Source organism: Lactobacillus nasalidis (genome assembly GCF_016587775.1).
In the GTDB taxonomy this organism is placed as follows: Bacteria; Bacillota; Bacilli; order Lactobacillales; family Lactobacillaceae; genus Lactobacillus; species Lactobacillus nasalidis.
Map to the genome: position 1 here is coordinate 1 of NZ_BOCG01000513.1, position 11470 is coordinate 11470.

Annotated in this window: 9 protein-coding genes and 1 pseudogene; 6 read left to right on the plus strand and 4 right to left on the minus strand. The window is 52.1% G+C overall.

Annotated features, from left to right (window positions below; all coding sequences use genetic code 11):
* Positions 1-37: 37 nt before the first annotated feature.
* On the minus strand, positions 38-331 hold the full coding sequence (locus lacNas_RS10040) for an ArsR/SmtB family transcription factor (RefSeq protein ID WP_201331332.1): 294 nt from the start codon (positions 329-331) through the stop codon (positions 38-40).
* Between the two features lie 119 nt (positions 332-450).
* Between lacNas_RS10040 and lacNas_RS10045 the strand changes: the two genes are divergently transcribed.
* The 3 genes from lacNas_RS10045 to lacNas_RS10055 all read left to right on the plus strand — a co-directional run bounded on the left by lacNas_RS10045 (position 451) and on the right by lacNas_RS10055 (position 3798).
* Positions 451-1338 (plus strand): cation diffusion facilitator family transporter, encoded by an 888-nt coding sequence (locus lacNas_RS10045; RefSeq protein WP_201331333.1) that lies wholly within the window; start codon positions 451-453, stop codon positions 1336-1338.
* Between the two features lie 203 nt (positions 1339-1541).
* Positions 1542-2567, plus strand: coding sequence for a branched-chain amino acid aminotransferase (locus tag lacNas_RS10050; protein WP_201331334.1), 1026 nt, complete (start codon positions 1542-1544; stop codon positions 2565-2567).
* 103 nt (positions 2568-2670) lie between these two features.
* Positions 2671-3798: an AI-2E family transporter gene (locus tag lacNas_RS10055; RefSeq protein WP_201331335.1), complete on the plus strand. Its 1128-nt coding sequence runs from the start codon at positions 2671-2673 to the stop codon at positions 3796-3798.
* A 47-nt stretch (positions 3799-3845) separates the two neighbouring features.
* On the opposite strand, the gene lacNas_RS10060 is transcribed toward lacNas_RS10055, so the two are convergent.
* Complete coding sequence (locus tag lacNas_RS10060; protein WP_201331336.1) at positions 3846-6104, minus strand: HAD-IC family P-type ATPase; 2259 nt, start codon at positions 6102-6104, stop codon at positions 3846-3848.
* Between the two features lie 161 nt (positions 6105-6265).
* Here lacNas_RS10060 and lacNas_RS10065 point away from each other — a divergent pair, with 161 nt between their 5' ends.
* Both lacNas_RS10065 and lacNas_RS10070 read left to right on the plus strand, forming a co-directional pair.
* On the plus strand, positions 6266-7129 hold the full coding sequence (locus lacNas_RS10065) for a LysR family transcriptional regulator (RefSeq protein WP_201331337.1): 864 nt from the start codon (positions 6266-6268) through the stop codon (positions 7127-7129).
* A 123-nt stretch (positions 7130-7252) separates the two neighbouring features.
* On the plus strand, positions 7253-8434 hold the full coding sequence (locus lacNas_RS10070; RefSeq protein ID WP_201331338.1) for an SAM-dependent methyltransferase: 1182 nt from the start codon (positions 7253-7255) through the stop codon (positions 8432-8434).
* Positions 8435-8504: 70 nt separating this feature from the next.
* Here the strand turns inward: lacNas_RS10070 and lacNas_RS10075 are convergent, their stop codons facing one another.
* Both lacNas_RS10075 and lacNas_RS10080 read right to left on the minus strand, forming a co-directional pair.
* Complete coding sequence (locus lacNas_RS10075; protein ID WP_201331339.1) at positions 8505-10007, minus strand: ABC transporter substrate-binding protein/permease; 1503 nt, start codon at positions 10005-10007, stop codon at positions 8505-8507.
* A gap of 20 nt (positions 10008-10027) precedes the next feature.
* Positions 10028-10768 (minus strand): amino acid ABC transporter ATP-binding protein, encoded by a 741-nt coding sequence (locus tag lacNas_RS10080; RefSeq protein ID WP_201331340.1) that lies wholly within the window; start codon positions 10766-10768, stop codon positions 10028-10030.
* Between the two features lie 509 nt (positions 10769-11277).
* Here lacNas_RS10080 and lacNas_RS10085 point away from each other — a divergent pair.
* Positions 11278-11470: pseudogene (locus lacNas_RS10085) on the plus strand (DUF4230 domain-containing protein); the annotation flags it as partial.

An 11470-nucleotide genomic window follows, 5' to 3' on the forward strand; every position in this document is an offset into this window, starting at 1 on the left:
TTCTTACTTGTCAGAAGTAAGAAACGCCTTTTTTGAATTAGGCCAAGTGGTCCAAGTGCTCGGTCATGGCATCGATGATCTGGACGATGTCCTGGTCGTTGATTGAGTAGTAGACGAAGTTGCCTTCCTTGCGCTTTTGCACGAAATCGTATTTGCGCAGAATGCTGAGCTGCTTGGAGATCACCGGCTGGGAAGCGCCGAGGTGGTCGACGATTGACGACACGGTGCTTTCGCCATGTTTTCTTAAATAAAAGAGAATGTGGATCCGGAGGCTGTTGCCCAAAACTTTGAACAAGCGCGCCGCCTGTTCGATCAATTCATCATGCGTCATGAAATTTCCTCTTTTCTGTCCTTCTGTACTTGATTATATACCATTTTTGGTATATAGTGTAGTTGAGCTAAAATATACCAAAAAAGATATATACTTTATAGATTGCGCAGGTGTAAATCATGAAAGAACAATCTTCCAGAAGATACTTGTGGGTGACGGTTTTCAACGTCATCATCACCGTGGCTGAAATCATCGGCGGACTCATCTCCGGCTCCCTGGCCCTGCTGTCTGACGCGCTGCACAATTTGAGCGACGTGATTTCGATCGTGCTGGCTTTCGTGGCCAACTTGATTTCCAAAAAGCAGAAGGACCGGCACAAGACTTTTGGCTACAAGCGGGCTGAAACCCTGGCAGCTTATACCAACGGGCTTTTCCTGCTGATCATCAGCATCTACTTGTTCATCTCAGCGATCAAGCGTTTTGCCAAGCCGGAACCGATTGAAGGCCAGGTCATGTTCATCATCTCCTTGATCGGCTTGGCCGGCAATTTGATCTCGATGCTTCTGCTGGGAAAGGGGAGCAAGGAAAATCTCAATGCCCGGGCCCTGTTTTTGAACATGCTGTCGGATACCCTGTCCAGCGTGGCAGTCGTGGTCGGTTCCTTGCTGATCTATTACAAAAACTGGACCATGATCGACCCGATCCTGACAATGGCAGCAGCGGTCTTCTTGCTCAAAGAGGCGGTTGAGGTCACCAGAGACTCAGCCAACGTGCTGATGGAAACCAATCCGGATCTTGACCTTGAAGCCATTGAGCAGGCCGTATTGGACTTTCCAGAGGTCAAGCAGCTGCACCACCTGCACGTTTGGCGCTACAGCGACGACACCATCATGCTTGACGCGCACATCAATGTCGATGCCAGCGTGACTGCCAAGCGGATCGAGGACCTAGACCAGGAGATTGCCAGTTGCTTGAAGCAGAAATTCGGCATCAACCACGTGACCCTGCAGGCGGAGTGCAGCCGGGGGCTGGATGAAGACCTGCTGTCGACCAACCAGGAAAATTAAGAAAAGATGAATTAACTTTAAAATATAAGCTTAAAGGCTTTAAAAGCTTTTTTAGACCAGCTTTTGGCTTAAAAAAAGGCGGAATCCCATTAAAAATAGCATTTAAATGAAAATAATTTTAAAAATGCCCTTGATTAGTCTCAGAAAGAGTATTATAGTTACTTCTATAAAAACTAGTGATTGAATTTTTAGGAGGTAATATCATGGCTAAAAAAGATCTCGATTGGGCAAATATCGGCTTTGGCTATCATCAAACCGACAAGCGATACGTGGACTATTTCCACGATGGTGCCTGGGAAGGCGGCAAGCTGACCAGTGACCCGAACGTCGTTTTAAATGAATGTGCCGAAACCCTGCAATATGCTCAACAAGTATTTGAAGGGATGAAGGCCTACACCTGGAAGGACGGCTCAGTAGTAGTCTTCCGTCCAGACCAAAACGCAGAGCGTATGTACAACTCTGCAAAGCGTATCGAAATGGAACCTTACCCGAAGGACAAGTTCGTTGAAGCAATCGACCAAGTAGTCAAGTCCAACGTTGACTGGGTACCGACGTATGGCTCAGGGGCTACCCTGTACCTGCGTCCGTACGAAATCGGCACTACTCCGATCATCGGCGTGGCACCGGCAACTGACTACATGTTCAGAGTCTTCGCAACTCCGGTTGGCCCTTACTACAAGGGCGGGGCTACTCCGGTCGCTGTCCAGGTTGCTCAATACGACCGTGCCGCACCTCGCGGGACTGGTCACGTTAAGGCCGCTTTGAACTATGCCATGAGTTTGAAGGCCACTGTAACTGCCCACCAAGCAGGTTTTGCTGAAAACATGTACTTGGACCCAGCCACCCAAACTTACATTGAAGAAACCGGTGGCTCAAACATTATCTTCATCGACCAAAACAATCACTTGGTCGTTCCTAAGTCAAATTCAATTTTGCCATCAATCACTAGACGCTCCATTGTATACTTGGCTGAACACTACCTCAACTTGACGGTTGAAGAAAGAAAGGTTCGCTTCGACGAAGTGCCTTCATTCAAGGAATGTGCCCTGGTCGGCACCGCAGCCGTTCTTTCACCGGTTGGCCGCATCGTCAACGGCGACCAGGTAATCGACCTGCCATCTGGGATGGAAAAGCCTGGCAAGTTTATGGAAGAACTTTACAACACTTTGACCGGCATCCAAAACGGCGAGGTCGAAGCTCCAGAAGGCTGGATTCACCACGTGATGTAAAGCTGAAAAATAGCGACTCTCTTTGGAGCCGCTATTTTTTTCTGCTTTGGCTTGTAGCAGAAACTGTTATAATGAAAATTAGCTAATTTCACGAGGTGGACAAATGAATAAACTATGGAATCATGTTGATCAAAAATATTTCAAGATCGCCATGTATTGTCTGGCAACGGTTTTTGCCGGTCTGCTGCTTCTGCTGCTGGCTTATGAGTCGACGGGCTTTTGGATCAAGCTTGGGAAAATCATGGCCGCGATCGCGCAGCCGCTGACTTACGGGCTGGTTTTGACCTACCTGCTGATGCCGCTGACCAATTTTTTTGACCGGAAATTTTCAAAAGGTGGCAGCAAGGGGGCCGTGGCTACGGCCAGCCGGTCCATGGCAGTCGCTTTGACCCTGCTCTTGCTCTTGCTGGTGCTCCTTTTGGCCGTGACGGCGGTCTTCGTGACTTTTTCAAAGCAGCTGAGCCATATCAGCCTGACCAGCCTGGAGAGCCTCTATGACCAGCTGAAGGCCCAGTACAGCAGCTTTATCAGCGAGATTGTGTCTTATCTGCAAAAGCAGGGCCTGTCGACCAGCGGCCTGGTGTCTTACCTGCAAAAAGGGGTCAGCCGGGTAACCAGCTTCTTGAGCGACTTCTTTTTCGGGCTGATTTTTGCCATTTACTTCCTCTATGATGGCCAGCGGATTGCCGCTTACTGGAAGAGAAATCTCGGGACGCTGCTGAACAAGAAGCTGATCAAGGGGATCAAGGTCTTTCTGGCAGACGCAGACCAGGCATTTTCCGGCTACATCCGCGGGCAGATCGTTGATGCTTTTGTCGTAGGCCTGCTGGTCAGCCTGGCCATGCTGATCGCCAAGGTGCCATACGGTCTCTTGATCGGCCTGGTTACCGGGATCGGCAACCTGATCCCTTACTTCGGACCGATCCTGGGTTATGGGATGGTAATTCTGTCTTGCGTGCTCAGCCAGAACATGACGGCTTTGCTGGTGGGAATGATCATTCTGCTGGTCATTCAGGCCATTGACGGCAACGTGCTCAACCCCAAGCTCCTGTCTTCAGCCATCCATATCCACCCGCTTTACGTCATTGCCTGCGTCATTGCCGGGGGTGCGATGGGCGGCTTTGTAGGGATGCTGATTGCCGTGCCGCTGGGGGCTTTGCTGAAAACTGAATTTGAACGGCTGATCGCCTACCGGCAAAAGCAGCTGGCCAAGCAGGGCGAGCAAAAATAAGCAAAGGCAAAAAAAGGATTCGCTTAGCGAATCCTTTTTGCATGTTGTCAGCGCTTCTTCATAAGCGGCTGGTAGACCAGGTCGATCAAAATTGCGGCCAGGAAGGCAGTGGCCAGGGCGGTCAATAGCTCTTTAAAGCCAATGGCCGGCATGGCGATTCCCAAAAGGGCCAGCAGGCAGGTCAAAAGCACGTCGGCTGTCTGCACGGTTGCCACCGGTTTGGACGGGGCAGACTGCCAGAAGAAGCTCTTGGTCCGGGTGATCAGGACGATCATCATGGCACTCATGACCAGGAAGACGTAGACCATCGTGCCGATTTGGTCGTGGCTGACGCCGTTGCGGGTCAAAAGGGTGACGAAGGCAAAACCGATCACCGTCCAGGCTGCGGCCAAAGAGAAGGCAATCTTGGCCAATTTGGCCATGTCCCAGTTTTCCGGCTTGTAAGTAATGTGCGTGTTGTCAGTCCCGATCATCATCGTCACCATGTTGTTCATGATCGTGTAGATGACCATGGCGTTCAAGGCCATTGGCAGGTAGCCGAAGACAAGGTAGGAGAAAGTCAAGAGCATGGTCAGTTCTGCTGTTCTGGCCAGCTTGGTCAAAGACCAGGTGGTCATCCGCTGGTAGACCCGGTGGCCGGCATCGAGGATCTTGACGATTGGCGTCAAGCCGTCATCAAGCAGGACCATCTTGCTGCTCTTTTTGGCGACGTCGGCCGCGTTGGCGACGGCGATGCCGACTTCGGCCTGCTTAAGGGCCGGAGAGTCGTTGACCCCGTCACCGGTCATGCCAACGATGTAGCCGGCTTTTTGGAAGTATTTCACCATGGCCAGCTTGTCTTCTGGCAGAACGTCGGCGATGCCGGCCAATTGTTCCGGCTTGATGCCGTCTTTAAAGTCACTGATGGAAATCACCTTGCCCGTCAGACCAACTTCTTCAGCCACGCTGGCTGCTGTTTTCTGGTTGTCTCCAGTCAGCATGATCGGCTTGATGCCCCGCTTGACCAGTTCAGCCAAGGCATCCTTGGAGTCGTCCCGGACCTTGTCTTTGGTGATAAAAATTCCAGCCAGCTGGTCATCGACCAGCAGGGCTACCGACCGGCCCAGGGTGAGGTCGACATTAGCAAGCTTTTCCGGCAGGTCCGTTTCAATGCGGCTGAGCTGCTTGACTGAACCCAGCTTGACGGTGTGGCCGTCCCCTTCGCCTGCGGAATAGCCCCGGCTGGAGGTAAAGGGGGTAAAGGAGTCAGCTTCTTTAAGGGGAATTTTCCGCTCCTGCAGATATTCGCACAAGGCCAGGTCGATCACGCTTTGGTTGCGCCGGTCAATGGCCAGGCTGGTCAAGGAAAGGACCTGGGAATCGCTCAAGCTGGAAAAATTGTCGAAAGCTGCCACCGCCGTCTTGTTTTCAGTAATCGTCCCCGTCTTGTCCAGCAAGAGCAGGTTCAGGTTGGCCGCGTCCTGGATCCCGGTCAAGTCGCTGGTTAAAACGCCTTCTTTGGACAGGCGGGTGGCCTCAAAGGAATTGGAGAGGGCAAAGGTTGACGGCATGGCGACTGGAATCGAGGCGATGAACATCATGGCCAGGAAGGGAAGCATCTCCAGCACGTTTTCCCCGCGGATCAAGGCCGCTGCCAGCAGAATCAGGGTCAATACCCCGTCTAAAAGGCAGAGATAGTAGATGATCTTGGTCAAAAGCTGCTGCAGATGACCAGGGGCAGCGGAGGTGTTGATCAGGTTGATCGTCTGTCCGCTTCTGGACCGGGTCCCGGTCGCGCTTACCCGGCCAAGGGCCTCGCCGTCCAGGACGGTCGTGCCCGCGTAAGCGGTCGCGCCGGCTTTTTTGTGGACGTTTTTGGCTTCCCCGGTAATCGAGGATTCGTCCAAAGTCAGCATCCCGTCCAGCAGGTCGATGTCGGCAGCCAGAATGTCGCCGCGCTGCAGGCTGACCAGGTCACCGGTGACCAGATACTTGGAGTCCATTTTCTGCCAGTTGCCGTCTCTTAAGACCGCGACCACCGGAGTCAGCTGCTGGGAGATTGTGCTTAGGACCTTGCGCGACTTCTTCTTTTGCGTGGCGCCGTTGTAAGCCGCGAAAAGCAGCATCAGCAGGACGAAGAGCGATTGGATCCACTTGCCCAGGGCGCACTCTAACAGCAGGGCGGCTTCCAGAATCCAGGCGCTGAGGTTCCAGAGCTTGGAGGCAAATTCTTTCCAGAAGCTGAATTCCGGTTCAGGCACCTGGTTGAGTCCCTGCTCTTTCAGCCGGCGGTCAGCTTCAGCTTGTGTTAATCCTTGTTCTTTCATTATTTGATTAAACATCTCCTTGTACTTTCTCTTCAGTCGCTTCAATAAAAGTTATTTTTCTCACTGTTTTATTGTAGTCTTCTGATTGATATAAATAAAATACTGATTTATGATATGAGATATCTGGAAAAATGATATCAATTGCGGCAAGGGAGGAAAAGATGAATTTCAAGCAGCTTAATTATTTCGCGGTCGTGGCCGAAGAAGGGCAGATTACCGCGGCTGCCAGACGGCTCTTTGTCGGCCAGCCGGCCTTGAGCTCGCAGCTCAAGCAGCTGGAAGAAGAACTGGGGGCCAAATTGTTTGTCAGACAGCCCCACGGCATCGAATTGACGGATGCGGGGAAGAAGCTCTACAGCTACTCCCAGCAGATTTTGACCCTGGCCCGGAACGCGGAGACGGAAATCAAGGAGATTGAGGCCGGCCGTTTTGGCAGCATCAGACTGGGCTCGGTTTCCAGCTCCATTGGCTGTTTGCCGTCGCCCAAGCTGGTTGCCTTTGTCAAAGACCACCCCGGCATCGCGCTGGACATCCTGGAAGACAACACTTTTGGCATCCTGGAAAAACTGAAAAACAACCTCTTGGACCTGGCGATTATCCGCACGCCTTTCAGCCGGGTCAATCTGGCTTCCGTTGAGATCAGCGACGAGCCGATGACGGCAGTCACTTCGCTGGATTATTTTGCCGGAAAAGAGTCAGTCAGCCTGGAAGACCTGGCCGGCTGCCCCCTGGTCATCTACCGGCGCTTTGAGGAGATGTTCAAGGAGTCTTTTGCTGAAAAAGGTCTGACGCCCAATTTTATCGTCAAGTGCGATGACTCCCGGACGGCTATCCGCTGGAGCGATTCCGGCCTGGGGATAGCCCTGGTGCCTGAATCGATCGCGCTTGCCTACGCGAAAGGGCGGATTTACCCGGTTAGTTTGGACAAGTGGCGGACTCACTTGCAGCTGGTCTGGCGCGAAGACCAGGTCGTCACGCCTCTCATGCGGCAGATGATTGCCCTGTATGAAAAATCCGTATTTTAGTATGAAAAGTCGGTATTATGAAAATGACTTTTTCGTCTTATAATGAAAAAGGATGGAATTTTTCAGCAATAACCGGGGATGGAGTGAAAAATAGACGATGTTTTATGAAAGAGGGAATTCTAGATGTTGGAGAAGACCTTTTACAAGACGCTGCTGAGCCACTCGTTCAACATCCCGGTCAAGGTCAACTACTGGGATGGCAAGTCAGACCTGTACGGCGACGGTGATCCGGAAGTGACCATCACGTTTAATGAAAAGGTTCCTGTCAAGGACATAACCAGCAACGCCTCGCTGGCGCTTGGCGAGGCCTACATGGACAAGAAAATCGAAATTTCAGGGAGCTTGCAAAAGCTACTCACTGCGGCATATGAAAGCTCGGAAAGCTTCATGCGCAATTCGAAATTCCGCCGTTTCCTTCCTAAGCAAAACCACTCTGAGCGCCAGTCCGTCAGCGACATTCAAAGCCACTACGACGTCGGCAACGATTTCTACAAGCTTTGGCTGGATGACACGCTGACTTACTCCTGTGCTTACTTTACTGATGGCAACACCACTGACTTGAAACAGGCCCAGTTGGCCAAGGTCCACCACATCCTGGACAAGCTGCACCCGGAAAAGGGCAAAAGCCTGCTGGACATCGGCTGCGGCTGGGGGACTTTGATGCTGACGGCAGCCAGGGAATACGGGCTTAAGGTAACCGGCGTCACTCTGAGTGAAGAGCAGTATTACTTGGTCAGAAAGACCATTGAAGAAGAAGGCCTCCAGGACCTGGCTGAAGTCAAGCTGACCGACTACCGGGAGCTGGGCGACCAGCAATGGGACTATATCACCTCAGTCGGGATGTTTGAGCACGTTGGCCAGGAAAACATGGGCCTGTACTTCAAGGATGTTGCCCGCTATCTGAAGACCGACGGCGTGGCTTTGATTCACGGAATCACCCGCCAGCAGGGCGGGGCCACCAATGCCTGGATCAACAAGTACATCTTCCCGGGCGGCTACGTGCCGGGCTTGCAAGAAATGGTCGGGCATATCGTTGAAAACGGGATGCAGCTGGCCGACATTGAAATGCTGCGCCGGCACTACCAGAGAACCCTGGAAATCTGGGACCAGAACTTCAACGCCCACAGAAGCGAAATCCAGGAACATTTCGGCGAAAGATTCACCCGGATGTGGGACCTGTACCTGCAGGCCTGCGCCGCTTCATTTGAATCCGGCAACATTGACGTCATGCAGTTTCTGCTGACCAAGGGGCCTTCTGGCAAGAACCTGCCGCTGACCCGCGACTACATGAACGGGCGGCAGTAGTCAGACCAAAAGCAAATCAAAAACCTGGGAACCGTTTTGGCGGTTTCCAGGTTTTTTGCTTGCTGTTAAACTAAGTCCGGCTTGAAGTCAGGTTCATCCGGCGTTCGAAGTAGTTGAGCAAACGGGTCAGGATGAAGGTGACCACAAAGTAGATGCACATGGCAATGCACAGCGGCATGACCCCACGGTAAGTGGCGGTCTGCACCAGCCCGGTTTCATACATCAATTCCCCGACCCCGATGGTCGATACCAGGGAGCTGTCCTTGGTCAAGGTGATGAACTCGTTGCCCAGGGCTGGCCAGATGTTCTTCAAGGCCTGCGGGAAGACGACGTAGCGGTAGGTCTTGGCCTGGCTCAGGCCGAGTGAGCGGGCGGCTTCGGTTTGCCCCTTGTCGACAGAATTGATCCCGGAGCGGATGTCTTCAGCCACGTATGCCCCGGAGTTCAGCCCGATGGCGATGATCCCGGCGGCCAGGGCCGGCAGGTTCTTGATCAGCATCCCGACGCCGAAATAAACGAACATGATCTGCACCATCTGCGGGGTCCCGCGCAGGAATTCAATGTAGCAGACAGCGATGGCGTGCAGGAGCTTGCTTTTGGACAGACGCATCAAGGCAAAAATCACGCCGAGGATGAGCCCGATGATGATGGAGCAGACGGTAATGATCATCGTGTAGCCCAGCCCGGTTGCGAAGTAGCCGGCATACTTGCTCATGGAGTTGCTCTTCTTGCTGGAGGCCTGCTTCATGGCTTTAGCAGCGGCTGGAATGTATTTCTTGTTGAACAGGTCCTTCTTTTGGCAGGCATTGATGGTCTTGTTGATGGCCTTGACCAGGTCAGACTGGCCCTTGGCCACCCCGACGGCGTTGCCCATTTGGGCCTGGCTGAGGCTGGATTTGACCAGAGACAGGCTGGAGTCGTTGGTCGCGTAAGTCTTGGCGTTCAATTCGCCCAGCAGGACGGCGTCGACCTTGCCCGACTTGAGGGCCATGAGCAGGTTGCTGATCTTGGCCAGGCCCTTGACCTTGATGCCGTACTTGGACGCGTTCTTTTTCAAGGAAGTGTACTGAAGCGACCCGGTCTGGGCCCCAACAGTCTTGTTCTTAAAGGATGAGGTGCTGGTGTATTTGGCCTTATTGGTCTTGCTGATGACGAAGTAGTCGCTCTTTTCAGCATAGTAGATCTTGGAAAAGTCGATGCTCTTTTTCCGTTCGCTGGTTGGCGTCATCCCGGAAATGATGACATCGATCTTGCCGGTTTCCAGGGCAACCAGGAGGGAGTCAAAGTCCATGTTCTTGATTTCAAGTTTGACGCCCAGGTCCTTGGCGATCTGCTTGGCCAGTTCGACGTCGACGCCGACGTATTTGTTCTTGCCGTTGACGCTCTTGGTAAATTCAAGCGGCGGATAGTCGGCCGACATGCCGACCACCAGCTTGCCGCTCTTTTTGATTTTCTTCATGACCGTGCCGCTGGCAACTTTTTTGCTGCTGGCATCGACGCTGGCCGGCTGGGCCGCGGTGAAAAGACTGACCAGGAGCAGGAGGGCAGTCAAAATTTTAAGCAGTTTTTTCATATTCGTCTTCCTTTGCTAACTTACGCTTCCAAAATTTTGGCCAAAAAGTCTTTCGCCCGTTCGCTTTGCGGGTGGTCAAAGACTTCGTCTGGACTGCCTTTCTCAAGCAGGTAGCCGTCGGCCATGAACCAGACTTCGTCGGCTACTTTGCGGGCGAAGCCCATTTCGTGGGTGACGACCACCATGGTCATCCCGGTCTGGGCCAGGTCCTGCATGGTCTTGAGGACTTCGCCGACCATTTCCGGGTCCAGGGCACTGGTTGGCTCGTCAAACAGCATCATGTCCGGCTGCATGGCCAGGGCACGGGCGATCGCCACCCGCTGCTGCTGGCCGCCGGAAAGACTGGTTGGGGTGCGGTCAGCAAAGGCATCCAGGCCGACTTTTTGCAAAAGGCCATGAGCCAGCTTGTCAGCTTCTGCTTCGCTCATGCCCTTGACCTTCATTGGCGCCAGCTTGACGTTTTCGATGACGCTCATGTTCGGGAAGAGGTTGAAGCTCTGGAAAACCATGCCCATTTTCTGCCGCAGCTGGTCGAGTTCTTCTTCCTTAAGATCGGTCAGTTCGGTGCCTTCAAAAATTACCTGGCCGCTGGTCGGCTTTTCCAGCAGGTTCAGACAACGCAAAAAAGTACTCTTGCCTGAACCTGAAGGCCCAATGACCGTGATCACTTTCCCTTTTTCGATGACGGCATTGATGTCCTTGAGAACTTCCTTGTCGCCATAGTTCTTCTTCAAATGCTTGACTTCGATGATTTTGTTCATTTTATATCCTTTGTCCAATCAGGACATAAGCAATGAAGAGCTGACAAGCGGTAAAGTTCCGGCAAGAGTACTTGAAGATGTTCAATCAACGGCGATTGAACTACTGGAGCCAATGAGTGACTTGTAACTTTGGCAGCTTTTCATTGCCTGTCCCTACAGTTACAATGAAACGCTTAAGTCACCATCTTTGATGGTGCTATGTTTGGTAAAAGTTCCTGGTCCTCATGATATCTGCTCCTGTTTATTAGAAATCTTTCAAAAAAATTAAATCCCTTATTGGTTTTTAATTTTAGCGCAAACAGGAAGTTAATGCAAGCCAAAAAAGCAATTTTCATGAAAATTATTGAAAGAATCAGTAAATAACAAATATATTCGTATAAAGGAGAAAAAGCCTGCTAAAATAAGCTTTTCTCCGGGAAATTGCTAAGATAATTAGAAATTGCCAGCAGCTTAATTGTCTTTTTGAAGCGACCTTGCTATTATAGGAAGGCAGCAAAGGAGGGACTTTTTTGCAAAGAAGAACAGAAAAACGGTCCAGGAAGGGGCTTGGCCTTTTCCAGAAGCTGGCTGCCCTCATAGCCGCGCTGGTCTTTTTGGCCGGCGGGATCATGATCGGCCAGCACCTGCCAAAGAAAAGCCAGGACCAGGTCACGGTGGCCACCGTTTCCGCCAAGTTAAAGGCGATCGGGGAGCTGGCGACGG

What these genes read in the sequence shown, in the direction of transcription:
- lacNas_RS10075 (WP_201331339.1), bottom strand. Translation starts at nt 10,007, where the DNA reads ATGAAAAAACTGCTTAAAATTTTGACTGCCCTCCTGCTCCTGGTCAGT.
- lacNas_RS10055 (WP_201331335.1), top strand. Translation starts at nt 2,671, where the DNA reads ATGAATAAACTATGGAATCATGTTGATCAAAAATATTTCAAGATCGCC.
- lacNas_RS10045 (WP_201331333.1), top strand. Translation starts at nt 451, where the DNA reads ATGAAAGAACAATCTTCCAGAAGATACTTGTGGGTGACGGTTTTCAAC.
- lacNas_RS10040 (WP_201331332.1), bottom strand. Translation starts at nt 331, where the DNA reads ATGACGCATGATGAATTGATCGAACAGGCGGCGCGCTTGTTCAAAGTT.
- lacNas_RS10070 (WP_201331338.1), top strand. Translation starts at nt 7,253, where the DNA reads ATGTTGGAGAAGACCTTTTACAAGACGCTGCTGAGCCACTCGTTCAAC.
- lacNas_RS10065 (WP_201331337.1), top strand. Translation starts at nt 6,266, where the DNA reads ATGAATTTCAAGCAGCTTAATTATTTCGCGGTCGTGGCCGAAGAAGGG.
- lacNas_RS10080 (WP_201331340.1), bottom strand. Translation starts at nt 10,768, where the DNA reads ATGAACAAAATCATCGAAGTCAAGCATTTGAAGAAGAACTATGGCGAC.
- lacNas_RS10050 (WP_201331334.1), top strand. Translation starts at nt 1,542, where the DNA reads ATGGCTAAAAAAGATCTCGATTGGGCAAATATCGGCTTTGGCTATCAT.
- lacNas_RS10060 (WP_201331336.1), bottom strand. Translation starts at nt 6,104, where the DNA reads ATGAAAGAACAAGGATTAACACAAGCTGAAGCTGACCGCCGGCTGAAA.